At 45.2% G+C, this 25,172-nt stretch carries 19 protein-coding genes; 13 read left to right on the top strand and 6 right to left on the bottom strand.

Annotation, left to right across the window (positions count from 1 at the left end; all coding sequences use genetic code 11):
• Together QUA00_RS18945 and QUA00_RS18940 are read right to left on the bottom strand one after the other, a co-directional pair.
• Positions 1-359, bottom strand: a 359-nt coding sequence (locus tag QUA00_RS18945; protein ID WP_333410784.1) for a Nif11-like leader peptide family natural product precursor, incomplete at its 3' end; no start/stop codon positions are given.
• Positions 360-643: 284 nt separating this feature from the next.
• A complete protein-coding gene (locus QUA00_RS18940) occupies positions 644-3,352 on the bottom strand; it encodes an NHLP bacteriocin export ABC transporter permease/ATPase subunit (protein WP_333410783.1) in 2,709 nt (902 codons plus the stop codon).
• 819 nt (positions 3,353-4,171) lie between these two features.
• Here QUA00_RS18940 and QUA00_RS18935 point away from each other — a divergent pair.
• Positions 4,172-4,507: a Nif11 family protein gene (locus tag QUA00_RS18935; protein ID WP_333410782.1), complete on the top strand. Its 336-nt coding sequence runs from the start codon at positions 4,172-4,174 to the stop codon at positions 4,505-4,507.
• Positions 4,508-4,635: 128 nt separating this feature from the next.
• Here the strand turns inward: QUA00_RS18935 and QUA00_RS18930 are convergent, their stop codons facing one another.
• Complete coding sequence (locus QUA00_RS18930) at positions 4,636-5,142, bottom strand: transposase (RefSeq protein ID WP_333410797.1); 507 nt, start codon at positions 5,140-5,142, stop codon at positions 4,636-4,638.
• A 613-nt stretch (positions 5,143-5,755) separates the two neighbouring features.
• Here QUA00_RS18930 and QUA00_RS18925 point away from each other — a divergent pair.
• The 11 genes from QUA00_RS18925 (at position 5,756) to QUA00_RS18875 (ending at position 19,312) form a co-directional block, all read left to right on the top strand.
• The gene (locus tag QUA00_RS18925) at positions 5,756-6,217 is read left to right on the top strand and encodes a Nif11-like leader peptide family natural product precursor (RefSeq protein WP_333410781.1); all 462 of its coding nucleotides are present in this window, start codon (positions 5,756-5,758) and stop codon (positions 6,215-6,217) included.
• 326 nt (positions 6,218-6,543) lie between these two features.
• Positions 6,544-6,861, top strand: coding sequence for a hypothetical protein (locus tag QUA00_RS18920; RefSeq protein ID WP_333410780.1), 318 nt, complete (start codon positions 6,544-6,546; stop codon positions 6,859-6,861).
• Between the two features lie 611 nt (positions 6,862-7,472).
• Entirely contained in the window at positions 7,473-8,558 is a 1,086-nt protein-coding gene (locus tag QUA00_RS18915; RefSeq protein WP_333410779.1) for a hypothetical protein, read from the top strand.
• Positions 8,559-8,817: 259 nt separating this feature from the next.
• Positions 8,818-9,297 (top strand): chemotaxis protein CheW, encoded by a 480-nt coding sequence (locus QUA00_RS18910; RefSeq protein ID WP_333139145.1) that lies wholly within the window; start codon positions 8,818-8,820, stop codon positions 9,295-9,297.
• Positions 9,278-10,597, top strand: coding sequence for a CheR family methyltransferase (locus QUA00_RS18905; RefSeq protein WP_333410777.1), 1,320 nt, complete (start codon positions 9,278-9,280; stop codon positions 10,595-10,597). Before QUA00_RS18910 ends, QUA00_RS18905 begins: the two co-directional genes overlap by 20 nt.
• Before the next feature lie 16 nt (positions 10,598-10,613).
• Complete coding sequence (locus tag QUA00_RS18900; RefSeq protein ID WP_333410775.1) at positions 10,614-12,212, top strand: methyl-accepting chemotaxis protein; 1,599 nt, start codon at positions 10,614-10,616, stop codon at positions 12,210-12,212.
• Positions 12,213-12,242: 30 nt separating this feature from the next.
• Positions 12,243-12,527 (top strand): hypothetical protein, encoded by a 285-nt coding sequence (locus QUA00_RS18895; RefSeq protein ID WP_333410773.1) that lies wholly within the window; start codon positions 12,243-12,245, stop codon positions 12,525-12,527.
• A gap of 32 nt (positions 12,528-12,559) precedes the next feature.
• Positions 12,560-13,288: a chemotaxis protein CheW gene (locus QUA00_RS18890; protein ID WP_333308833.1), complete on the top strand. Its 729-nt coding sequence runs from the start codon at positions 12,560-12,562 to the stop codon at positions 13,286-13,288.
• Positions 13,289-13,306: 18 nt separating this feature from the next.
• The gene (locus QUA00_RS18885) at positions 13,307-16,426 is read left to right on the top strand and encodes a hybrid sensor histidine kinase/response regulator (RefSeq protein ID WP_333410771.1); all 3,120 of its coding nucleotides are present in this window, start codon (positions 13,307-13,309) and stop codon (positions 16,424-16,426) included.
• Positions 16,427-16,651: 225 nt separating this feature from the next.
• Positions 16,652-17,701 (top strand): chemotaxis response regulator protein-glutamate methylesterase, encoded by a 1,050-nt coding sequence (locus tag QUA00_RS18880; RefSeq protein WP_333410769.1) that lies wholly within the window; start codon positions 16,652-16,654, stop codon positions 17,699-17,701.
• 84 nt (positions 17,702-17,785) lie between these two features.
• On the top strand, positions 17,786-19,312 hold the full coding sequence (locus QUA00_RS18875) for a response regulator (protein WP_333410768.1): 1,527 nt from the start codon (positions 17,786-17,788) through the stop codon (positions 19,310-19,312).
• A 1,010-nt stretch (positions 19,313-20,322) separates the two neighbouring features.
• Here the strand turns inward: QUA00_RS18875 and QUA00_RS18870 are convergent.
• Positions 20,323-21,999 carry a mechanosensitive ion channel gene (locus tag QUA00_RS18870; RefSeq protein WP_333139161.1) on the bottom strand — a complete coding sequence of 559 codons (1,677 nt, stop codon included), beginning with the start codon at positions 21,997-21,999 and terminating at the stop codon, positions 20,323-20,325.
• An 84-nt stretch (positions 22,000-22,083) separates the two neighbouring features.
• Positions 22,084-23,301 carry a transposase gene (locus QUA00_RS18865; protein ID WP_333410766.1) on the bottom strand — a complete coding sequence of 406 codons (1,218 nt, stop codon included), beginning with the start codon at positions 23,299-23,301 and terminating at the stop codon, positions 22,084-22,086.
• A gap of 148 nt (positions 23,302-23,449) precedes the next feature.
• On the opposite strand from QUA00_RS18865, the gene QUA00_RS18860 reads away from it, so the two are divergent.
• Entirely contained in the window at positions 23,450-23,914 is a 465-nt protein-coding gene (locus QUA00_RS18860; RefSeq protein WP_333139165.1) for an SRPBCC family protein, read from the top strand.
• 311 nt (positions 23,915-24,225) lie between these two features.
• On the opposite strand, the gene QUA00_RS18855 is transcribed toward QUA00_RS18860, so the two are convergent.
• Positions 24,226-24,912 (bottom strand): alpha/beta hydrolase, encoded by a 687-nt coding sequence (locus QUA00_RS18855; protein ID WP_333139167.1) that lies wholly within the window; start codon positions 24,910-24,912, stop codon positions 24,226-24,228.
• Positions 24,913-25,172 lie beyond the last annotated feature (260 nt).

Genomic DNA, 25,172 nt, shown 5'->3' with positions numbered 1-25,172 from the left:
GCACTGTTTTGTTGCATCTGCGATACATCAACACTTACAGGACCAAAGCCAACACTGACGCCCTTGGTGTATTGAGACATTGTGTCATATGAATTGGCACTGAAGTTGAGAATCTTATTGAGAAAGCCGCCAGCTACGTCATCGAGTTCCTCTTCCGACAATTCACCATTTTCTGCATTTTGTGTCATTGCAATTAGCTTTTGACGGAATGCTTCTGCTTCTTCTGTGGTAAATTCCAAGCCTTCCCCTGCCCCAATTTCAACAACTTGCTCGGAGCTAGTTACGGTTTCTAGCTTTGAAGCCAATTCGGGGTTTTCTTGAGCAGCTTGCAGCAGTTTAACGACGTTTTCGATTGCCATTTTGGAAGGTCTCCAAGAAACTTAATTTATCTTTCTTTTTCAAGATTAATCTTATTTTTTTTAGATGTCAACCCGAATAATATAAATTTTTTGTAAAGATTGGATAAACTAAATTTTAATTCTGAGCGTCCTACCCGATCGTTGATATTCTTTCCCCCTGTTCCGTGAAATCCCCGATACTTTGAGTTATTTTTTTGAAAAAACAATAAAATTACCTGCATAAAGAGACAGGCTACCTAATGACCTTTTATTCGCGAGTAAATTCTCCCCATCCCCTTTTCTTTTCAAGCCATTTGCCGCGACATTAAATCAGCAAACATTCCTGGTTGTGCTATCAACTCTTCAAAGTTACCTTGCTGCAAAACCTGTCCCGCCGCAATCACATAAATTCGATCGGCATTGCGAATCGTACTCAAACGGTGAGCAATGACAATTCTTGTCACCTTTAACTGTTCCAAACTTTCACTGACAATTGCTTGGGTGCGATTATCCAAAGCGCTAGTGGCTTCATCAAAAATCAGAATTCTCGGTTTCAAAACCAACGCCCTAGAAATCAACAAACGCTGGCGCTGTCCTCCCGAAAGATTCGTTCCCCCTTCCGAAATTACCGTGTGCATTCCCATCGGCATCTCTTCGATATCTTTAGCAAAACCAGCCATTCTCGCAGCTTCCCAACATTCATCCATTGTGACTAATGCACCACTGGAAATATTCTCAAAAATCGAAGCACCATTAATCCGCCCGTTTTGCAAAACAACACCCAATTGTCGCCGCACTGCCCAAATATCTAATCCCGATAAATCCTGGCCATCGTAAAAAAGTGTGCCTTCTTCCGGCTGCTCGAAACCTAACAGTAACCGAATGGTTGTTGATTTCCCGCTTCCTGATGGCCCAACTAAAGCAATAAATTCTCCCGCCTTGGCTTCAATTGTCACTTTATCCAGCGTTAATGGCCCATCTTCCCGATAGCGAAAGCTAACGCGATCGAGCTTCACTCCACCCCTCAACCGCCCTGGATCGGTTTGGTCATCGTCAACTTCCGGTTTTGCTTCCAGAATTGGCTTAACTCGATCCCAAATAACATTAACCTCCATCAGTTTAATAATTGTGCCGCTCAAACCTGTAACCCCACTCACAAAAGTACCGAATGCTGCATTAAACGCTAAGAAAGTTCCCGTAGAAAATCCCGTCTGTCCTTGGGATTGCGCTTGGACAATTAGCGATACTGCGATCGCATAAACCGCTATTGAACTGACAGTCGGTAACATCGTGTTGAAAAGCGTTACCCCATCTTCGATCGCTTCTGTACTGAGCATTAACTTGAGTTGTTGCCCAAACTTTTTCGACCAATAGGCAAAGGCTCTTTCTTCCGCGCCTGAAACTCGCAGCTTCGTTACCCCGCCGATTAACTGCACAGTCAACCCAGATAATTCTCCGCTCATTTCTTGCATGGGAATCATTTTTGGGCGGGAAACAAAGAAAGAAAACAGTGTAATTGCGATGTTGCTCGCCGCTACGGCGATCGCCACCAATGCCAATTGAGAATTGTAGGAAAGCAGTAAACCCAAATTCAATAGCGAAAAGAAACTATCGAATAGTGACTGCATTACAGTGCCAGTCAGAATTTGGTTAAGTTGGTTGATGCCAGATACGCGAGATTGCAAATCACCGAGCGCGTACTTACGAAAGAAAGGAGGGGGCAACTTCAAGAGCCGATCCCAAGTGGCAGCTTGCGTTTGCACTTCAGCAAGCGTCTGAGCGCGAGAAGTAGCGACATTTTGCACCAAGTCTAAAAGCGTGCTACCAAAATTTACGGCTAGTAACCCTAAAGCAATTTGAAAAATCAATCCGCGATCGGCACTGGGAATGGCAGTATCAATTAAAATCCCCGTCGCCTGGGGAATTACCATCCCCAATATTGCAATGACTGCACCCAGGATTAAAATTGTTGCCCCATCCCGCAGCGTACCCTTAGTAACAAACTTCAAAATTTCTATGGATTTCAGCACCTTTTCCGGGAAAGGTCGATAGAAGGCATAAGCGACTGGCGAAATCATCTGAGCCGTCTTTGCATTAACCGGAATGCGCCGCTTTTGTTCGGGATCGAAGATTTCGTAATGATTGCCAGCTACCGGAAGCAGCGCCAGCGGACGTTCATCCTGCGCCGTATACGCCAAAATTGCACCAGAGTCGAACTGCCACCAAGCACCCCGCAAAATGATTCGGCGAGTCCGAATTCGCGATGCGCGCACGATCGCCTCAAGGGGGTCTTTGACGCGCTTGGGGTCTTCCGATCGCGCCGGAGGACGAATCTCAATCCCCATCGCTTTACCCACCGCCCCCGCCGCAATTAATAAAGCTGTTCCTTCTTGAAAAAATTCTGCTTCTTTACGGCGAAAAATAGCAGTGAGATTGCCCATCGCTCGATCGCTCGCCTCTTGATTGAGTCGCAGGCGCGAACGAAATTGCTCGGAGCGCGTTAGAGTTTCTGTTTGGTCGAGTTGGTGCAGGGACAGTAAGAAGTCTGCATGGAATTGCTCTACACACTCACTAACCCACTCTAAAGTATCTAGCCCTTCTACCTTAATAGCATTGAGTGAAATATCCGCCTCTCGGATAACTGCGGCTAAGCGATCGCTCCACTGTTGTAACGGCTGAAGAAGCAACTCCCGCGTGCCATTGCCATCGCCTATTACCTGACCTATCCAATCTACTAGAGCGATCGATACTAAATGGGTTTCCTCGTAAGCAACGGCAATTAATTGGTGAGACTGACCTTCAAATACAGTCGCGATACCGAACAGCACCTCTCCTGGTGCAATATCGAACAGATAGCGTCGCGCTCCCTGTGGGCTACCATTGGTAGTGGCGATCGCGAACACTGCCATTGCTCCATCCTTTACCATCCACACCGTATCCGGTGCATCTAACGGCAAAAAGCTGTTGCTTTTAATTACTTGTTTAGAAGCATGGAAATCGATTAAGTAAGTCATTATTTAGAACACTCTCGCATAATCGAAAAGCTGTTGGGATTTTGAGAGGTGAAATTCGGTGGCAAATGCGACTGTAGGTTTTTACACCAGGGCGCGATCGCTTCCCAGTCGCTAATAAATGCCTTTTAAAGGGGTTCGCTCCGAGTCACCGCGCCAGCCACCTTCAAACTGGTCAGGGCTTTGCGTTGTCTCTCGGCATCTGGCTTTGGGAGTATGTCATCGGCTGCACCCGCACTCACCTATCTATCTAATGGCCGATTGACATCTGCTGTTTGTTTATAATATCCCCCTTTTTGCCCTCTTACCCGCCCTCTTTGATAAAGATTTAATAAAAATTGACAGATCACATATAAATAAAAGTTAACACTCTGGTCAGATTAGGCCCAAAACACTCAAGAAGGGCTCCAGATTGAGGGTACCAGCACCTCCAAGGGCGATCGCCTCTGGAGGTGCAAGCGCGGTTGATTAAAAGTGGCAATTAATGAGGTGGGCGATCGTTTCACGCGATCGGGGAATCTGTGGCGGATAGAAAGAACTTGTGAGCAAGGTCAAATTTTTTGATTTCATCAAATCTTAACAAAACAGCTACAAATATCAAATTTTCTTAAAGTTCCGAAAAAATATTCTCCCTTTGCTTGACTTAAGACTGTCAACCGACTATTCTAGAAATAGTCATCCCTCTTAAGACATAAAGACATAAGACAAGTCCCGCTTCTTCAAAAAATCATCGAAGGGATGGGAGGGATTTTGGTCAGGGCAGTATCAACTATCATCCATCCGCGAGTCCACACATTACGCAACACATAAGGTAGAACTCAAATGACCAAACAAGCTTGTGCCGAATTTTTCGCCAAAGTCAATACCGATGCTGCTTTGCAACAGGAAGTAGACGCAGCCTTAGAAGGCAAAGAGGATACGGCAGCAGCTACCGCCTTCGTTGAAGTGGGGGCAAAGCATGGCTATGAATTCACCGCCCAGGAAGCTGCCCAAAAGCATCAAGAAATCATCGCCGCTGCAGACGATGGAGAAATCGAGGAGGAGGCTTTGGAGAATGTAGCGGGCGGGAGGAGACACTGGGATGGAATAGTAGAGAAGCGTGTTGGGAATGTGACTGTGACGAGAAGCGGTTCGGGAGGGGGGGGGCAGCGGTGGTAGGGCGGTCGGTCGGTCGGTGGTCGCGTCGTCGTATCGTTATTATCGTAAACCTATCGTCCTTGCTCGCTCATCAAACCCTTGATTCGCCTGGATAAACTGCTCCACAACTGCCTGTTCAGCCGGGCTTTTTATATCTGGTACTTCCTTGAACGGGAAATACCAGCAAGTAATTTGTTTCCCCATTGAGACTTTTGATTTGCTGGTTTCCCTTTCCCCTTATACCTTTGGCAGAAACCCCGATACTTCTGGGCGCATTCCTCCAAACTCTTACCCAATTGCAAAAATGCTGGATGCCACTGGGTTAAACCATCATCTGTTAAACACTCGTAAGTCCCGTAATTGCTGAACTCGTAGAAAAAACCCTGCCGCATTTTTGCTGCTTTCGGATTAGCGTGAATGTAGCGCAAAGTATTTAATCCTCGTTCTAAATCTCCTGTGGGAAATCCGTCACTATAATATCTCTTTTCCCAAAAATGTCCTGTGCGCTTGAGGATTCGGTTAAAGCACATTGCCGCATACCAGTTGAGAAAGTGCATGATTTTGGGTAAATCTTCCGGCTGTGCAGGTTCGATAAGATAGTGAACGTGGTTGCTCATAATGCACAAGGCATAAAGCTTAAACCCATATTTATCGATTGCCTTCTTGATGCAAAGCGAGCAACAGTTCCCGACATTGCCGTTGGGCCAGGTTAAATTCTCGGTTATTGCAACGAATAGTGATGTGGTAGCAATATCCAGGTTGGAGATGGCGAGGTCTGCGGGGCATGGGTCAAGACTCTTGTAAAATTTATCTTAAACTATAAATTAAATGCCATCAGAATTTCTACTCTCATTAAAACAAAAAAGATGTTTTCCTAATTGCACCCAATGAAATTGAGGGCACCAGCGCGGTTGATTAGAAGTGGCCATTAACGAGGTGGGCGATCGCTTCACGCGATCGGGGAATCTGTGGCGGATAGAAAGAACTTGTGAGCAAGGTCAAATTTTTTGATTTCATCAAATCTTAACAAAACAGCTACAAATATCAAATTTTCTTAAAGTTCCGAAAAAATATTCTCCCTTTGCTTGACTTAAGACTGTCAACCGACTATTCTAGAAATAGTCATCCCTCTTAAGACATAAAGACATAAGACAAGTCCCGCTTCTTCAAAAAATCATCGAAGGGATGGGAGGGATTTTGGTCAGGGCAGTATCAACTATCATCCATCCGCGAGTCCACACATTACGCAACACATAAGGTAGAACTCAAATGACCAAACAAGCTTGTACAGAATTTTTCGCCAAAGTCAATACCGATGCTGCTTTGCAACAAGACTTCCTCAAAGCTATTGAAGGCAAAGAGGATGAATCCATGCTGATGGATGCTGCTCACTCCGTTGCAGAAGTGGGAACAAAGTATGGCTATGACTTCACTGCCGAAGAAGTGGCACAAAGATATAAAGAAAACAAGGAAGCTGCTGCGATGGAAGGGGAAGGCGGGGAACTTTCGGAAGAGGCGTTGGAGATGGTGGCGGGAGGTAATTATTATGATGCTTATTATTATGATTATAGAGCATCAGCATCAGGATACACAAGTACATACACAAGAGCATACACAAGTACAGACACAAGTACATATGTACTCAAAGGTACATCATACACAAGTATATACACAAATAATAGTGTGTCGTCCGCGTCCTCGTCCTCGCGCACTTACGGGAATGGGTGGTGACACCAACCACGCTTGTTCGCCCATAAAACGCTTGATTCGCCTGGATAAACTGCTCCCTCAACTGCCACCTGTGAAGATTCTTCGGATATCTGGTACGCCAGGCAGAGAAAGGGAAAAACCAGCGAGTAAGTTGTTTCCCCACCGAGACTTTTTATTCGCAGGCTTCCCATTTCCCTTGTATTTCTGGCAGAAACCCCGATACTTCTGGGCGGATTCCTCTTTATTTTTGCCGCCACTAGCTTAAGGGATGGAAGGAATTTTTGTAGCGGCAGTATCAACAATCATCCATCCGCGAGTCCACACATTACACATAAGGTAGAACTCAAATGACCAAACAATCTTGTACAGAATTTTTCGCCAAAATCAACGCTGATACTGCTTTGCAACAAGACTTCCTCAAAGCTATTGAAGGCAAAGAAGATGAATCCATGCTGATGGATGCTGCTCACTCCGTTGTAGAAGTGGGAACAAAGTATGGCTACTACTTCACTGCCGAAGAAGCCGCCGAAACCTATGAAATTATGAAGGAAAAAGCAGCAGCGAAGGATGTGGGGGAAGGCGGGGAACTTTCCGAGGAGGCGTTGGAGTTGGTAGCGGGGGGAGGGTTAAGAACTTCCCAGCAGAAGGGAAGCGGGAGACGTTAGGTGAGTGAGGGGAGGAAGCAAACGTCCCCATCACCTCCAGAATCATAACACAGATCGGTTAGGATTTTTGACACCAATCGCCCTTGTTCCCCCATCAAACGCTTGATTCGCCTCGATAAACTGCTCTACAACTGCCGCATTTGAAGATTCTTCGGATATCTGGTACTGAGGCAGAGAAAAGGAAAAACCAGCGAGTAACTTGTTTCCCCAGCGAGACTTTTTATTCGCTGTTTTCCCTTTCCCCTTGTATCTCTGGCAGAAACCCCAATACTTCTGGGCGCACTCCTCTAAACTCTTACCTAAATGCAAGAATGCCGGATGCCACTGGGTTAACCCATCATCTGTTAATCGCTCGTAAGTTCCATAATTGCTGAACTCATAAATTATCCATAAACAAAAAAATTTCTACAATTACTCATTTATAAATATTTTTAATTATTATTGAGATGGGAAAAGTTAAAGCACCCAAGAATAGTTTATTACCCCTGAATCAGACAGCACTGGCCGAAATCGATATAATTTGTTACACCCTGTTCTTGTTTACAAGTTTATAGAGATGAGTAGCTGCTAAGAAAATACTTTTTGCCAACGTAGTTCTGAGTTGACCTGACATGAGTTCGTTAAATTATCCAAATTTCCAATCGCAAGACCACTCTGAGGAAAACTTAGAACGGATTCCCACTACGTTTGCGTCGGCGATTGCTCGACTCAAAAACTTTGCTCTTGAGGAGTTCGATCGAGAAATTGCTCAAAAGCAGCTTTACTATCATACTCGCGAGCATATTAATAACGTACAGCACCGAGCGAACATTATTTTTCAAGCAATTCGTCCTTATTGGGAAACCTCCCTAAAAGACAATGCTACGCCAGATTATATGGCACGAATGCAACTTCTACTAGATATTTGTGCAACTGCCCATGATATGCTGCAACTTTTTGTTCCTGAAACCCAACCTCACAAGTCCAGACGACGTGAGATGGGTGTAAGTGAGGCAGCAACAATTGAAAAGTTGTTTGAATACATTAACATCCTAAATCAACAGCAATGCGAACAAAATCTGAATAGTCTTGCACGGTTCTCGGATGCAGACTTATTGATTATTCAAGACGCCATCGAAGCCACCATTTGCATATACGAACCATCCGAGCAAGCGATTTATCAACCTGCTCTTTATGACTCCAGCAAACCTCTATCACCTCTAGCGATAATTATTGCCTTAGCAGATATTGGAGCATTGGGAATGGAAGGAGTAGCCGCCTATGAGCGAGAAGGTAGTCTTTTGTTCTTAGAAGAAAATCCCGATGTCATTCCCATCTTATTAAATCATAAAACTTTGGCTTCGGAAAATCCAGAACTTTATGAGAATATCCGGCAGCGCCTTCTGAGGCGTGCTCGCTTCCAAATCAGCTTTGCCAAGTCACGGCTGACTCGATATGCCCGTGAGATTGAACATTTGCCAGCAGATGCAATTGAAGTTCTGACTTATCAGGTCTTTCAATATTTAAATCCGACAACGATTCAAGAGATTGATTCAAGGACTCCTACCGCCGAAGATACACCACTTGAAGCATTGATTACATTCTTCAAGTTGGAGCATTACATAAGTAGTATAATTGAAAAGACAGGTGTTGAGAACGAGCTCACCATTATTTGTGGTCAAAATGTCCAGAATATCCTTGACATTCCTAGGGAATGAGTGTAACAATTAATATTGACTATATTGGGTACTACAAGGAGCATCTCATATTTGTAAAAACACTTCTTCGTGCTCCTTCTTTCTGACTCTTGCCTCCTGTCTCGTGTCTCCAAACTCCAATTTCTAGCTGGGCTGCACAAGTGATATGCTCCCGACTACAGTCAAAAACTTAGCCGACTTTAAACAGTTTTATGTGTAATTTTTAACTTCAAAACTTCTGTATTTTTACCTACTATTTGAGGAAGCAAGGGGTCTTACCATGTTAATGTTACTCTTCTATATTGGAAAAGATTCCTATGCCATCGAGAGTTCTCGCGTGGTAGAAGTAATACCTAGAGTTCCTCTCAGGAAGATGAATCATGTACCGGAGTATGTCGCAGGATTATTTAACTACCGAGGTAAAATAGCACCTGTTATTGACCTTTGCCATCTGATTCAGGGAAAACCAAGCGGCTTTAAATTGAGTACGCGGATTATTATGGTCAGCTCTTCCACTAATGATAATAGGCTGCAATACCTGGGATTGATGGCGGAACGGGTAATCAAGACATTGGATAAGCCAGAAACTGAATTAGTAAATTCCGATGCTCGCATGAACGTAGCACCTTACTTAGGCGGAATGATTCTAGATCAAAACGGCATGATTCAGCGGATTCATCTGGAGCAACTATTCACTGATGCACGACACCTTTATTTAGCAGCAGGAGCGCCCAATACTGATGAGCCTAGCAAAAATTGAAACCTTGTTAAGTCAAAAAATTGGAATTGCCGCTAATATCATCGGCTCTCACAAAATTGCCAAAGCCGTCCAAACTCGTCAAACAGCTTGTGGTTTACCCGATTTTGATACCTATTTCAAAGTTTTACAAACCTCACGCCAAGAATTAGAAGAACTCATTGAAAAAATTGTAGTTCCAGAAACCTGGTTTTTTCGCGATCGCAAACCCTTTGATTTCCTGATCAACTACGTCCGCTCTGAATGGTTAAACAAATCAGGTTCGACCAAACTGCGTCTGTTAAGCGTACCATGCTCAAGTGGCGAAGAACCTTATTCAATGGCGATCGCGCTACTGGAGGCTGGCTTGTCTGTAAATCGGTTCAGCATTGATGCGATCGATATTAGCAAACAGGCGCTCGCCAAAGCGCAGCGAGGCATTTATGGGAAAAACTCATTTCGGGGCGAAGACTGGATTGAGCGCGATCGTTATTTTCAACAAACAGTAGCCGGCTATGAAATCATTGCACCCGTTCGGAATATCGTTAAGTTTCGCCAGGGCAACCTTTTAGATGTGTTTTCTGATGCCGAAACCAAGTATAACATTATCTTCTGTCGTAATCTATTAATTTATTTGGAACCCACTGCCTGTACTCAAGTCTTCAATACCCTAGATCGTTTGTTACTTCCAAACGGATTACTTTGCGTCGGATCGGCTGAAACCGGGAAAGTTCCCAGCCATCCCTTTATTTCAATTCGACAATCCTTTACATTTGCGTACCGGAAATCTGATATCATTCAATTGCAGTCGCCATTGAGAGAGACTTCAGCATCTACTGAATTAAAGCAAAGCTTACCGTTGAACAAAAGTCACATAACCCAGATAGAACAGCCCCGAACTCTAGCAGGCAATACCTCATCTACCGCGATCGTTACCCGTCAGTCTACTTCTCAATTGCCTTCTAAAGCAATCCAATCAACAGATAAAGTCAGCAGCACAAAAACTCATTCGGGGCTGGAACTGGCTAGACAATTAGCGGATGTCGGGCAAGTAGAAAAGGCAATTAATCATTGCCAAGAATATTTGGCTGGCAACTCTACTAATGTTGAAGCCTATACTTTACTGGGTACATTGTATCAAGCAAAAACTGAAAATGCTCAAGCTGAGCGATATTTTCAGAAAGCACTTTACCTTAATCCTAACTGCTACGAAGCCCTGATACATCTATCTCTTTTGAAAGAACATCGGGGCGATATTGTGGGTGCAGAAATTCTTAAGCAGCGAGTTCAGAAGATACAGCAAGATACCCAATTATGCGGATAACAATGAGGCAGTATTTATGGTGAATAACGTGTTCAAAGATCAATCTTTACAAGGTCGCATTAAGACCGCTTTCAATTTCATGGGAGCATTGGTTCTTATCGTAGGGCTAGTGGGCTTAATCTCTACGTTGCGCTTAAGTGGTAACATCGATACATTAAGCAATAATAGTTTGCCGAGCCTGGTTGGATTGTGGAAAGTCAACGAAGGGCAAACCCAGATTGAATCGTCAGAACGAGCTTTATTGGTTGCTGGACTAACTGCCCAGGAACGACAAGCTGAGTTAGAGCGAATCAAAAAAGCTTGGAATCAAATCGAGGAAGGGTTTAAGCAGTATGAAGCCACTCCTCGAACGGAAGAAGAGAATAGAAACTATAAAAACCTTCAGAGTAACTGGGATAGATGGAAAAACGATCATGAAGATTTTCTCAAACTAAACCAGCAATTTGAAAGTTTAGGAATTCTGCATCCCTATGCCAGAGAGGTGGAGTTAATTGGTCAGAGACCAATTAATCCTCTAGAAATAGCCAATACTCGAAAAGCCCTTGGTGTTTTCGAGCAGCTACGCAATCGTGCCAAGACCAATCGTGCCTCTTTTGATACTGCAACAGCAGCGATTCTAGAAGCACTGAGAATTAATGAAGACACTGCTACTATAGCCGAAAAAAATGCCACTCAAGCTATTAGCCAATCACAGTTTTGGACAATTATTGCTATGCTGATCGGCCCTGGGGTAGCAATTCTTTTAGGCCGATTTCTCAGTAATGCGCTGATTCAGAGCTTGCAACAGTCAGTGGTGCAAATTACAACCTCTGCAACTCAAATTGCAGCATCTGGTAAAGAATTAGAGGCCACTGTTGCTGAACAACTTGCTTCCACCAATGAAGTCACCGCCACTGCACAGGAAATTGCTGCAACCTCCAGAACTTTGGTAAAGACAATGGAACAAGTTGCTGGGATGGCTCAAACAACCGCCATCTCTGCAAACGACAGTCAGGATGAACTCGCCGAGATGGAAAATGTCATGAGGCAACTGGCGGAGGCAACGACTTCTATCTCCTCCAAACTAGGAGTGATGAATAAAAAAGCCGGAAACATCAGCAATGTTGTGACTACAATCACAAAGGTCTCAGACCAAACCAGCCTCCTGTCACTCAATGCAGCTATCGAAGCAGAAAAAGCGGGAGAATATGGTGCGGGCTTTGCGGTTGTTGCGCGAGAAATTCGACGACTTGCCAATCAGACGGCAGTCGCTACGCTCGAAATTGAGCAAATCGTAAAAGATATGCAATCGGCGGTTACGGTTGGTGTGATGGAAATGGATAAATTCAACAACTCGGTGAACAATAGTGTAGATCGAGTCAGCAAGATTAGCGACCAAGTTGCGAAAGTCATCACTCAAGTACAGAGTTTGCCACCTCGATTTGAACAAGTCAGTCAAAGCATTGAAGACCAATCGGAGGGGGCGCAGCAAATTAGCGAGGCAATGGAGCAACTCGGTCAAGCTTCTCATCAAACAGTGGATGCTTTACGTGAAACGAATAGTGCCTTGGAACAACTGGATGATGCAGCCCAAGGATTACGGAAAGAGATATCCCGGTCTAAGACTTATCGGTAAAGATGGTTAACTATAGCCTTTCTCAGTAACATGAGGTACTCATTGGGCATGGGGCATGGGGCATGGGGCATGGGGCATCGGGCATGGGGCATGGGGCATGGGGCATCGGGCATGGGGCATCGGGCATGGGGCATCGGGCATGGGGCATCGGGCATGGGGCATGGGGCATCGGGCATGGGGCATAGGCATTGGACTCGCCCCCATACATCACAACGCTTGAGAACCGCTATAGAAGGAATGAGGAAGAATATCGAGGTGAAGAATGCTTATACAGCAAACTTTTTAGCCCGACATTTAGCCCGACATTACGTTTAATTAGGTGGATTTACTTAACAACCAAATTAGTTATGACTAACCCTTGGAGTGAACCATTGACTGTAGAAAGCTCCCTGAATGACTGCTGGAATCAAATTGGGGTCATGGGCGATCGCTCATGCGGTCAACTAGCAACTGTGATACATTGCTATGAATGCCCAGTTTATGCAGAAGCTGGCGATAGTTTGCTAGAACGCGAACCACCACTGAATTACTTAGATGAGTGGCTCAATATTCTGGCAGAAACACCCGTAGACCACGAGGATGTAGAAGGCGATGAAATAGTCATCCACACAGCGGATGCTATTTCGGTCATGATCTTTCGACTTGGGAATGAGCGATTAGCTCTTCCAGTCCGAATTCTGCAAGAAGTGACCCCTCCTTGTGTCATTCAACCCCTGCCCCATCGCAGCAACGAGTTATTTTTGGGACTGGTGAACATTCGCGGGGAAACGTTGCTTTGTGCTTCCCTGAGTCATTTGTTGAATTTAGAATCGGCTAAGGAGACTTCCTCCACTGTCACATCCGCCAATGCCAAACGAATGATAATGGCAGGGCAGGGAAACGATAAGTGGGTCTTTCCGGTTGATGAAGTTCATGGAGTTTACCGCTTCCACCTAAATGAATTACGAGATGCCCCTATTGTGATTACTAAAGCCACTGAGGCTTACACCCAGGGAATTATTCATTGGCATGGCAATCAAGTCAATTATCTCGATTCTGAATTGTTGTTCTACACCCTCAATCACAAAATTTTGTAGCAGAACACGGAGCGGATTATGAGCGATCACTCGAAGTTGGAGCTATTTCGTCAGGAAGTTGAAACTCAGGTCACCATCCTCAAGGAAGTGCTTCCTATACTCAAAACGCAACCATTCTCTATGCTCGAACTTGGGCAAGCAATTCAGGCAGCCCACTCGGTATGGGGAACTGCTCGAATTGTAAAGATGGAGGCGATTTCCCATCTGGCACAACTCATTAAGGAGTGTTTGATTACCGCTCAGAACAAGACCGTTACCCTAGGTGATGAGCAAATTGATGTCTTACTTCATGCGGGTGATTTACTTTTGGGTATGAGCAAAGTGACAGAGGAGGAGCAGGAGCGGTGGATGAGGGAGCATTCCTGGGATTTGGCAACGACCCAAAAAGCTATTTCGATCGTCTTGTCCTCTGAAGTTAACATGATGGCTGTTCCTTCAGTTCAGGCGAACGAAGTGGGTACTGATGTGTCTTCATTTAGTCAGGAGACAACATCTTCTGAGTCTGTACCGAAGACAACTTTAGTTGTCCCTTCTGAACTTATCCCTTCTGATAACGGAGGACACGAAGAAAGGGCGATCGCCATTTCCTCCAACCCAACTATCACAACAACGCCTACAGTACCCCCAAATGTAACAGTGGCAGCGGATACTACAAAAACAACGCCTACAGCACCCCCAGTTGTGTCAGCGGCACTGGATACTACAAAAACAACCCCTACAGCACCCCCAGATGTAACAGCGACGCTGACTGGCGATGACTCCATGATGGACTTATTTCGCCTGGAAGCAGAAGCACAGGTTGCTATCTTGAATGAGGGATTGCTGGCATTGGAAAGCAATTCTCAATCGACGCAGGCATTGGAAACATTAATGCGAGCAGCCCACTCGATTAAGGGGGCTGCTCGCATTGTTGGACTCGATGCGTTAGTCAATATAGCTCATGTGATGGAGGACTGTTTTGTGGCAGCACAGAACAAGACAGTGGTACTGAATCCCGATTGTGTCGATGTGCTGCTTCAAGGTGTGGATTTGCTCGAAGGTATAGGTCAAGTAAGCGATGTAGAATTAGCCAGTTGGTTAGCAGAACATAATGCCGAATTTGAAATAACAAGAGGGGCGATCACTGCTATTTTGACCCCAGAATCTGCACCCAAACTCGATCGCGCGAGAGTTAGAGATGGAGAAGAGGAAAATATAGTTTCTCAGTCCCGTGTTTCAGTCGCTTCTACAGTTTCCGAATCATCCCTAGAAATTTCCAACCAATCTAGCATTCAGTCCACATCTTCATATACCGCGATCGCGATCGATCAAGCTGAATCATCGCCATCAGACGTGATGGTGCAGGAAAGTCCAGAGCGGGGTAAATCTTCCTCTTCAGAATCAGAACACGCGGCTACTCAAGATCGCGTAGTGCGAGTCAGTGCTGAGAACTTAAATCGAATTATGGGGCTCGCAGGTGAGTCACTGATTGAAGCCAACTGGCTGCAACCCTACGCAGACTCCATGATGTCCCTGAAACGGCGGATGGTCGAAATTTCCAGAACGCTAGAACAGTTGCAGGATAGCCTTGAACACGGTGCCTATCAGCCAGAAGGAAAGGAGTATCTAGAAACAGCAAGAAACCAAGAACAAGAGTGTCTAGACTTTCTGGGCGAGCGCTTGGGGGAACTGGAGCTATATGCCCAACGGACTGCTAATCTGTCCGATCGCCTCTACCGGGAAGTCATTACCTCGCATATGCGTCCCTTTGTGGATGGCGTACAAGGCTTTCCGCGCATGATCCGCGACTTGGGACGCAAGTTGAATAAGCAAGTTAGGTTAGAAATTGTAGGTAAGGCAACGCCGGTCGATCGCGACATTCTCAAAAAGCTGGAAGCTCCCCTGACTCATATCTTGCGAAATGCAACGGATCACGGAATTGAACTACCAGACGAACGGACTGCTGTTGGAAAATCGGCGGTGGGTATGATTCGACTGGAGGCATTTCATCGAGGTGGAATGCTAGCAATTACCATTTCCGACGATGGGCGAGGTATCAATCCAGAGCAGTTGCGCCAAAAGGTGATTAACAAAAACCTGGCAACTTCGGAAATGGCAGCCCAGCTTACGGATGCTGAATTGATGGAGTTTCTGTTTTTACCTGGATTCTCCACCGCTAAACAGGTAACGGAAATCTCTGGAAGAGGTGTGGGTCTGGATATTGCTAAAAGTATGGCACAGGAAGTAGGCGGAACGGTGCGTGCTATATCGCAACCGGGCAAAGGAATGAGTTTCCACTTTCAACTGCCGCTAACGCTGTCGGTGGTTCGCACGTTGTTGGTGGAAGTTTCTGGCAAGCCGTATGCGGTGCCCCTGGCTCGCATCGATCAGATTGTTACTGTGGAGCGATCGCACATTTCGGAGGTGGAAAATCGCCAATACTTTACGATGAATCAACAAAATATTGGTTTAATCGCTGCCCATCAAGTTCTAGAATTACCTGAACCATCCTCTAATCCAGGTTCGCTGTCTGTGGTGGTGATCAGCGATCAATCTAATCCCTATGGTTTGGTGGTGGACAAGTTTTTAGGTGAGCGCGATTTAGTGGTTCGACCACTCGATCCGCGTTTGGGCAAAGTACCTGATATTAGTGCCACATCTATAATGGGAGATGGCTCGCCGATTCTAATTGTTGATGTATCGGATCTGGTGCGATCGATCGATGCTATCCTCAACGCCGGACGATTAACAAAGGTGGGAGGCGAGGTAACGGATGTCGTTAAAGACAAACGCAAGAAAGTTTTGGTTGTGGATGACTCGATCACGGTGCGGGAAATGGAACGTAAGCTGCTAGAAAATCGCGGCTATAGCGTGGATATTGCTGTCAATGGGATGGAGGGATGGAATGCTGTTCGGACTAACCACTACGATTTAGTGATTAGTGATATTGATATGCCACGCATGAATGGGATTGAACTGGTGAAGCAAATGAAGAACCATTCCCGTTTGTATTCCATTCCTGTGATTATTGTGTCTTATCGCGATCGCGAGGAGGATCGGATTCAGGGCTTAGAAGCGGGTGCAGATTACTATCTAACTAAAAGTAGTTTTCATGATGCCACCCTGATTGATGCCGTCGTGAATTTAATTGGGCGTTGATAAGTAGAATGAAGAAGGCAGAAGGAAGAAGGCATAGACACCGAGCTTTTGACCCAGCCCAAAAACGGATACCGTGCCACGTACTCCTGTCGTGGAAAGATAAAAAATTTAGACCAAAGTTCAAGATCCCTGATTTATCTGTGGGGTAAATCTAAAATCTAAAATCTAAAATCTAAAATCGACTGACTCATCCGTGTTTTACGTTTAATTTAGGGGGATTTGCTGATGAGAATTGCAATTGTTAATGATTTGGCGATCGCAACTGCTGCACTCCGACGGGTTTTGCAGACAGTTTCTGACTACCAGGTGATTTGGACTGCACGGGATGGAGCAGAAGCAGTTGCTAAGTGCGCTCAAGATACGCCCGACATAATCTTAATGGATTTACTGATGCCTGTCATGGATGGAGTAGAAGCAACCCGTCAGATTATGAAACACTCTCCTTGTCGCATTCTGATTGTTACAGCCAGTGCTGATAAAAATCTTGCAAAAGTTTATGAAGCGATGGGACACGGCGCTTTAGATGCAGTTGATACACCCGTTTTGAGTGGAGCAGACAGCGTTAATACAGCAAACGCGCTACTCGCTAAAGTTGGCACAATTCGCAAACTGCTAAAACAGCCTTCTTCAACAAAGATACAAGCAAAAAAGTCCACTTCGTCGCTGGAATTGGAGCGACAAAGTGGACTTTCATCTACTGTATCTACTGTCCCGTTAGTGGCGATTGGATCGTCTACAGGTGGCCCGAAAGCATTAGCAACCATCCTTTCGCAGCTACCTGCTAGTTTTGGTGCAGCGATCGCGATCGTCCAACACATAGACGATCAGTTTTCTAGTGGATTGGTTGATTGGTTGAGACAACAAACAGTATTGCCCATAAGAATTGCGGTTGCGGGCGATCGATTGGAAAAGGGAACTATTTTAGTGGCAGGTACTAACGATCATTTGTATTTAAAACCGGACTTGACTCTCGGCTACACCAAAGAGCCGATTAATTATCCCTATCGTCCATCAGTTGACGTATTTTTCAAGAGTGTTGCTCAACATTGGACGCGCAAGGGAACTGCGATTCTGCTAACTGGAATGGGTCGAGATGGGGCGGAGGGATTAAGCGTATTGAAGCTTCAAGGTTGGCACACGGTTGCTCAAGATAAGGACAGTTGTGTGGTATATGGAATGCCTAAAGCTGCGGTAGAGTTGAATGCTGCTGTAGAGGTTTTATCACCAGATGCGATCGGCACTACCCTCCGCCAAAATCTCATACTAAACCGCTAATTAAGTAAATACATCTAATAAAACGTCAAACACGGATTAGTTAAAAGCTGGCTCTCTATACTGACTTTATTCTTTTTACCACTTATGACAACTTTGATACACGAGCAAATAACAGTTTTATTAATTGACGATCAACCCATCATTAGTGAAGCCATTCGTCGAATGTTGGCTTCCGAACCGGACATCGTATTTCACTACTGTAGCGATCCAACTCAAGCTTTTGACATTGCGGAGGAGTGCCAGCCAACTGTCATACTGCAAGACCTGGTTATGCCCCAAATGGATGGCTTGCTGTTAGTTCGATTTCTACGATCCAAAGACAGTTTTACCTGTAATATTCCGCTAATTGTGCTGTCCAGTAAAGAAGACCCTACTATCAAAGCTAAGGCCTTTGGACTGGGCGCCAATGACTACCTAGTGAAACTGCCAGATCGCATGGAACTGATCGCTCGCATCCGCTATCACTCCAATGCCTATTTGAATTTCCTCAAGCGACAGGAAGCTGAAGGACTTTTCAAAGCTGAAATTTTACGTCAAGCAGCATATATTGAGCAAGTTGGTAAGGTGACAAGTGCTGCTTCTGAGGTGGAACGAGATGCTTTTCAACCGGATGCACTAACAGAGGTTGCTAAACGCAGTGACGAACTAGGACAACTGGCACGAGTCTTTACTCAGATGGTCAATACGGTCAAAGCACGAGAGAAGGAATTGACCAGGGCAAATCAAAATTTGGAAGAGCTGCTGACAGCTTATGGTCGCTTTGTTCCTCATGATTATCTGAGGTTTCTGCGGAAGAAAAGCATTACTGATGTGCAATTAGGAGATCATGTCAGCAAAGTTATGGCGGTGATGTTTTCTGACATTCGCTCCTTTACTACGCTGTCTGAAAAAATGACTCCCAAGGAAAATTTTGCTTTTGTCAATACTTATTTGCAGAAAGTTAGTCCAGAAATTCGTACCAATCATGGTTTGATTGTCAAGTTTCTGGGGGACGGTATGATGGCTGTTTTTCCAGATGGAGGCAATGATGCTTTGGCAGCGGGCGTTGCTATGTTTAGAGTCGTTGAGCAATTCAACGAGGGGCGACTTCAGGCAGGTGAGCAACCTATTAAGATTGGGATTGGTATTCATGTGGGTCACATGATGCTGGGCATGGTCGGCGAAGAGAACCGGATGCAGGGTGATGCTTTTTCTGACAATGTTAATTTAACGGCACGGTTGGAAGGGCTAACAAAGTTTTACGGCGTTTCTCTTCTGATTTCTCAGCAAGTGCTAGACGATTCAACTAATGCCGATGAATACCAATTGCGCTTTTTAGACCGGGCGATTGTGAAGGGACGAAATGAGCCGATTGCGGTTTATGAGGTCCTGGATGCAGAACATGAGGATGTCAGGGTACTGAAGTTGAAAACCAAACTGGATTTTGAACAAGGATTGGAATTATATCGGCACAAAGATCGGCTGGAATCTGCGAGAGAAAGTTTTGAGAAGGTGATTGCTGTACATCCTGCTGATAAAACTGCTCTCCTTTATTTGGAGAGGATTGAGCAATTGATGAGGGAGGGTGTGCCTGATAACTGGAATGGTGTTTGGAGTTTTACAGAAAAGTGATTTGTGAGGATTGAATTAAATTTATCTGAACGTAATAAATACTTCCTTAATTTGATGGACCTGAAAGTTGAAAAAATTGTCAAAAAGCGGCCTAAGAATGGTTGAGTTGCTCTACCTCAACTTTTGCGCTGGTCAATCTAAAATCAAAAATTACCCAACCCTCCCAAAGGCTCGCTCCAAACGGGCTAATAAAAACCACTGATTATGGTGATTTGACACTCCCCACGGCTGAAGCCTGGGGATTCTCCAAGCTAAACTTGGAAGGGACAGGCAAAAGTCCCCCTAGACGCTCAAAACAATACCCGTATCAAAGATATTGCAATTGCGCTTACTTTTAGAGTTTTTCTTACTTTCAGAGTCCATCGCACGAGCCAGATAGGTACGCTCCTCACCCTGCCATTATTCGCCCTTTAAGTATTCCGCATCAAAGGCGGATGTCTCCGTTGCCGGGATTTCTCCGCACGCTTGATGATTCTTCGCGTAGATGGTTATTCTTACTTGCTGTTTGAATTATATCAAAAACTGAAGGCGGTTGAAACCGCTACCGACTTATCCCCGTGTCTAAAGCCCGGGGCCCGGCGGGCTCGTTCTTCGGTCAAAAATGCTGAGGGTGTCTTACTGCCCGGAATTTCACCGTTCTAGGAATGGTTCAACACGTAGTTGATACGCCTACTTGTTCCGCATTGTTAGATTATAACACAGATTACTCGCAGCCTAAAGGCTGCAACTGCGTTTCATACCCTGCGGGAAAGACCGGGGTTCTCACGCGACGCGCTATAGCAATCCTAAATGATTCAGATAAATTTGTACGGGTAGTGCTAAGAGTGCCTACCCCCTATCTATCGGGCAACCGGGCGTGGGATTGCCCCTACAATAATTATGCAAATGATGCGAGGATTGCTATAGCTGTATCCTCAAATTCAAAGGCTTTGCGATTGGTTCGCGACCCTTACAATGAAATTAATCATAAAAAAATGGCGTTTGTACTTGACAAACGCCATTTTATAGAGTTACGAACGCGGCGTCTTATCTTGTTTAAACGACGCTAACAATTCGCGAATTTGGTCGGCCGCAATCTCGCGCCCGCCCAAACCAAAAGCTAGAGCAATACCAACTGCGATCGCCCCAAGCAGCAGCCCGAAAGCCAAATTCACAATATCGCTGCCAATGCCCATCTGTTGCAGCGCCAAGGCCGAAACAAAGGCAATAATAGCAATCCGAGCCGCTTGGCCCAAAAGCCGCGCTTGACGAGTTCCAGAACTGGCAATCAAACTAAACGCCAGATTCGCCAAATACAAGCCGATCGCAAATACCACCAAACCGGCGAGCACCCGACCTGCAACCAGGACAATACCGCTAACAATCGCCGTCAGCGCGGGAATTTGCAGCACGTCGGTAGCTGCCACCACAGCAAACAGGATGATGCCCACCTGCACCACAATACCGACAAACTCAGAAGGTGTGCGGGCCGGAAGTTCCGGTTCCTGAAGAATCGTTGCCTCCGGATCGATCGAACTTGGCGGTAGCCTCAGCGACTGTTTCGGTGCCTGCACTCCCAACCAAGAAAAGACATTGTTAAAGCCAATTCCGGTCAGGATATTAGTAACCAAATCGCCTACCCAGCGCCCCAAAATGTAAGCAAGCGCCAGAATCAGGGCTGCCGTGAAGATTTTGGGTACCGCGCCCAAAATGTCGTTGAGCATCGCGATTGCCGGCTGCGAAATCGCTTGAATGTCCAAAGCGTTGAGAGCTGCGATCGCGGTTGGAATCAAAATCAAAACATAGACGATCGTCCCGGCAATCCACGACAGCGATTGTCCGCCAGAAGTCCGCGAAATTCCAAACCGAGCGCCCAAACCGTCCGCCCCAGCAGCAGCCAACAGATTCGTGACAATCCGCCGCACCACCATAGCCAGTAGCCAGCCCACAAACCCAATCAGCACAGCTTCCAGAATTTTCGGAATTGCCGCCAGAATTTGGTTGAGTAAATTATTAACCGGCAGCAGAGCCTGCTGCATTTCCAGTGAGTCGAGAATCAGCGGCAAAAACAGCAGAAAAATGAACCAGTACAGCGCATTCGCCACAGTATCGCTCAGCAGCAAAGGGCGCTCAGTGGGCGCTGCGCCCACCTCCTGATTCAAGCGCTCGTCTACGCTAAAAGTCCGCATCACGCGCGATACGGCCATTTTGGCGACTGTCGCCAACACCCAAGCAATCCCCAACCAAATTAGCGCGCCGGCTAACTTCGGCAAGAAACCGGTAATTTGATTGAGAAAAGTATTGAGCGGTTGCGAGACAGCCGTTAGATTCAGGCGATCGAAAAAGGCAATTAGGAAAAAGATAAAAATGATCCAGAACACCGCTGTGGAAATCCATTTTTCCACTTGCGGGGTTTCAGCTCCTTCCGGGCGGCCGGTAATCCAAGCCGCCAGCCGATTGTCGATCGTCGTCTTCTTGAGCAATCCCCCGACTATAGATGAGACGACGGCTGATACTATCAAGCCAACTAGCAGGATACCGACGGCCCAGAGGAGATTTTCAATGTTTGAGCCCTGAAAGAGATTGTTAATTCCGCGTTCGGCCTGTGCCAGCGGATTTGCGGGCTGGGCCTGTGCCAAAAGGCGATCGGACAAAGCCGCTATGGGGCCCGATATCGGTTGAGTTATTTCTTGCCAAGTTTCATTCATTTTTTTCTCAGGTTAACGTCACATTTGACAAGGAGAAGACGAAACTTTAATAATAGTTCCAAAAAATCTAGACATCGCCTAAATTTAATGTTTGTACACTTTTAATCGTACTGGGTTAACTACAAAACCCTCTATCGAATTTGGGATCAACCCATCTCCGACTGCTTTTGTGCCAATATTCAAAGAACCCTTGACATCGGCATTTATGAAGAGTCCAGTTTGGGTTCTGAACAATCCTCTTTTTACCCTACTGCCAATGTAGTCGGAATGTTGTTGAATTGGTTCCAAATCCCAAGCTGAACATTTGGATGTGTAACTCTCCTCAACTAACACAACTTTAATTCCCGCAAGTTGTCCTTTGTACTGCAACATTTGCACGAATCGGCGATGGGGAATACAGGCAAAATTTTGATTATTAACCTTACCAGTATTAATCCCATCTTGAAAATCATGGTTCCAGCCTATCGCTAGCAAGCCCCTTTGATGATTAACGAGTTCTTTAATAATTGCGGAACTCGTCGTGTGGAGGTAGTAATCCACTTTACAGTTAGGCTTGTGCCACAATGGGGCAACTTTTTTACTGTTTTTTGGCGCTACGGGCAGCAATGATTTCAATGCCGATGAAACTTGATTGCAGTATTGGTTGGTTGACTTAACAGCCCGTCCATCGAAGATTGTCGGTACTAACCCAGGAACATTGTAAGTTAATGTTGCCAGATTGTTTAATCCTAAATCTATGGCTGCTGCTCTCTGATTAACTTGTAAAGGCTGTTCTAACTTTTCATAGACCACCTCGACAACATAACAACCTACTTTGGGAACAATCCGGATTTCCAGAATCGAGCTGACTTTTGAGGGCAACCAAATATTAGTCCCAGAGGGACGAGCATATCCTTTTTTTAAGGCTCTTTTGCTGACAGCTTGACAATTAAATACAACTACATAGCGCCCGTCCTCTCTTTTTCGCTCTCTTGAACCTTTGTAATGAGGGATTTTCGGGGCGGCTTTAAATTTAGTTGGGTATTCCTGATAGTTTCGCACCGCCAGATAATAGCTAGTCCATGCTTTGAGGACTAAGCTGATCGTGCTTTGTGCTACCTTTGCGGGCAGTGCTTTGTAATCAGGACTTGTTTTGAGCGCGAGATAAACAGCCAGAGCATTTGTTTGTTGGCTGGCGAAAAAGTTTTGACGGTAGATGTAGTTAGCGCTATTGTAAAGATTTTTGCACAGCAAAGACAGTCTCTCGGCTTCTCGATAAAACCTATGATTTGGTTTAATGATGTGCCTTTCGACTAACTCCATAATCAGTATATATACTTTATTTGAAGATGATACACTGTATTTATGAGTGTGTCAATCTTTTAATTTATGGAAAAATTGACGTTACAAGTAAATAAAGGACTATTAAAGTAAGCAAAGTTTTGTAATACCCTCGTTGTTGCAGGTTCTCATGTCAATTCGTCAAGTTTTCGAGCAATCCATTGAAATTCAGGCGGCTGCTACTCTGGTGGAGCGCTGTATAGTCGATCGCACTTTAATGCACAAGTGGCTCAATCCCTTGCTACGCTGCGATCCCCAGGGCGAATGGGATACTGCCGTAGGAAGTCGCAGCTTGTTTATCATAAAAATTCCTGTTTTGCAACCCTCTTTAGAGAGTGTTGTGTTGGAGCGACAACCAGGTTTAATTGTTTGGGGGTTTGACGGATTTTTCAAAGGATGCGATCGTTGGGAATGCCAGCCGCAAATCCAAGGAACTCTCTTGATTAACCGCTTTGAATTTCAAATTCCCAATCGTTTAATTAGATTTGGTTTCAATCGCTTTGCCGCCCCTTGGACGGAAAAAGATATGAAAGACCAACTCCGCCGACTCAAGCGGGTAGCCGAGCAACTATCTCAAAGAATGGGTAAGGGGTAATGGATAATGGGTAATGGGAAACGGGAGCATCTCAATGAAAGCAGCAAAGCTCGAAATTGGAATTAGGAGTCAGGAGTCAGGAGCCAGGAGAAAAGAGTCAGAAGGAAGAAGAAAGAAGTGTTTTTGCAAATATGAGATGCTCCCTGGGAAACTATTACCCTCGCGTAGCCGAATAATTGGTAATTGGTCATGAGTAATTGGTAATAGCTGAAAGCTAGAGCTAATAGGAAAAAAAGCACCAATTCCCAATTCCCAATTCCCAATTCCCAATTCCCAATTCCCAATTCCCAATTCCCTCCAACTTCAGTTATTTATTTCGCACTTCCTGATGGACTGGGCTGACAAATCATTTGTCGGGCCGAATTCACCGCTTGGCCGGCGGTATTTTGCAAAGCAGGGGAATTCTGATACATAGCTTGCAAATTTTGCAAGTCTTTAATCACTCGTTGGTAAATAGCCATAGCTTGATTCCCGTCAACTTCTAAGGCCGCAGGGCCGTAATTTTGCATCACTTCAATCAGCGATATTTTGCCATCTTTGGAAGCTGCGACTAAAGCATCGCGCAGTGCGGGCGCGCTTTGAAGACGAGTGGCCGGCGTATAAGCAACCTCCCCCAATTGTTTGAAAACAATTTCCCCAAAATAAGTATTTGCCAGCCCCGCTACTAATTGGGAATCTAAAGGGACTTCTTGCGTTAATATTTGGCGCACCGACTCGGGAGTTTGTTTCGCAAGACTCAGAACGCTTTGCAGTTGAGATGATGGTTTGCCGGTTTGTGCAAAGCTTTGTAAGTCGCTCATCGGTAATGTTACGTCAACAGCACCGTATTTTACGGTGACATTATCTAATGCCAAGGCTTTGCCGCTGCTTAGGAATACTGCACTTGTTCCCAACAAAAGCGCCAAACCAAATGATAAAGACTTTGACATTCTTTTGGTTAAATTGGCTGACAGCGGTTGCATTCCGTTGAGATAACCTTGTTGAAACTGAAAGTTCATGAGTTTGTGCCTCTTTACGTCAAAATACTTTTTCGATCGCTCGTCATTGCGGGTATCAGTGCAGGTATCAGTGCGGGTATCAGTCGGGAAAGTGGACTCGGAAGTTCGGTAAATGACCTATGATTTTACAGTCATGTCAAGCAAATTTAACCTATCAAAAGATAGGTATTAATTGAGAATTAATATGTTATAATTAGCTGTTTGACAATTTTAGATACCTTTGCAAAAATTATAAAAGCGAAATTTGGTCGTCGGTCAGC

The sequence above is a fragment of the Microcoleus sp. T2B6 genome (assembly GCF_036700475.1).
Lineage (GTDB): Bacteria > Cyanobacteriota > Cyanobacteriia > Cyanobacteriales > Microcoleaceae > Microcoleus.
The sequence above is the reverse complement of the archived record's forward strand: the minus strand, read 5'-3'. Positions and strand labels throughout refer to the sequence as shown.

What these genes read in the sequence shown, in the direction of transcription:
- QUA00_RS18940 (WP_333410783.1), bottom strand. Translation starts at nt 3,352, where the DNA reads ATGACTTACTTAATCGATTTCCATGCTTCTAAACAAGTAATTAAAAGC.
- QUA00_RS18935 (WP_333410782.1), top strand. Translation starts at nt 4,172, where the DNA reads ATGACCAAACAAGCTTGTGCCGAATTTTTCGCCAAAGTCAATACCGAT.
- QUA00_RS18925 (WP_333410781.1), top strand. Translation starts at nt 5,756, where the DNA reads ATGACCAAACAAGCTTGTACAGAATTTTTCGCCAAAGTCAATACCGAT.
- QUA00_RS18920 (WP_333410780.1), top strand. Translation starts at nt 6,544, where the DNA reads ATGACCAAACAATCTTGTACAGAATTTTTCGCCAAAATCAACGCTGAT.
- QUA00_RS18915 (WP_333410779.1), top strand. Translation starts at nt 7,473, where the DNA reads ATGAGTTCGTTAAATTATCCAAATTTCCAATCGCAAGACCACTCTGAG.
- QUA00_RS18910 (WP_333139145.1), top strand. Translation starts at nt 8,818, where the DNA reads ATGTTAATGTTACTCTTCTATATTGGAAAAGATTCCTATGCCATCGAG.
- QUA00_RS18905 (WP_333410777.1), top strand. Translation starts at nt 9,278, where the DNA reads ATGAGCCTAGCAAAAATTGAAACCTTGTTAAGTCAAAAAATTGGAATT.
- QUA00_RS18900 (WP_333410775.1), top strand. Translation starts at nt 10,614, where the DNA reads ATGGTGAATAACGTGTTCAAAGATCAATCTTTACAAGGTCGCATTAAG.
- QUA00_RS18895 (WP_333410773.1), top strand. Translation starts at nt 12,243, where the DNA reads ATGAGGTACTCATTGGGCATGGGGCATGGGGCATGGGGCATGGGGCAT.
- QUA00_RS18890 (WP_333308833.1), top strand. Translation starts at nt 12,560, where the DNA reads ATGACTAACCCTTGGAGTGAACCATTGACTGTAGAAAGCTCCCTGAAT.
- QUA00_RS18885 (WP_333410771.1), top strand. Translation starts at nt 13,307, where the DNA reads ATGAGCGATCACTCGAAGTTGGAGCTATTTCGTCAGGAAGTTGAAACT.
- QUA00_RS18880 (WP_333410769.1), top strand. Translation starts at nt 16,652, where the DNA reads ATGAGAATTGCAATTGTTAATGATTTGGCGATCGCAACTGCTGCACTC.
- QUA00_RS18875 (WP_333410768.1), top strand. Translation starts at nt 17,786, where the DNA reads ATGACAACTTTGATACACGAGCAAATAACAGTTTTATTAATTGACGAT.
- QUA00_RS18870 (WP_333139161.1), bottom strand. Translation starts at nt 21,999, where the DNA reads ATGAATGAAACTTGGCAAGAAATAACTCAACCGATATCGGGCCCCATA.
- QUA00_RS18865 (WP_333410766.1), bottom strand. Translation starts at nt 23,301, where the DNA reads ATGGAGTTAGTCGAAAGGCACATCATTAAACCAAATCATAGGTTTTAT.
- QUA00_RS18860 (WP_333139165.1), top strand. Translation starts at nt 23,450, where the DNA reads ATGTCAATTCGTCAAGTTTTCGAGCAATCCATTGAAATTCAGGCGGCT.
- QUA00_RS18855 (WP_333139167.1), bottom strand. Translation starts at nt 24,912, where the DNA reads ATGAACTTTCAGTTTCAACAAGGTTATCTCAACGGAATGCAACCGCTG.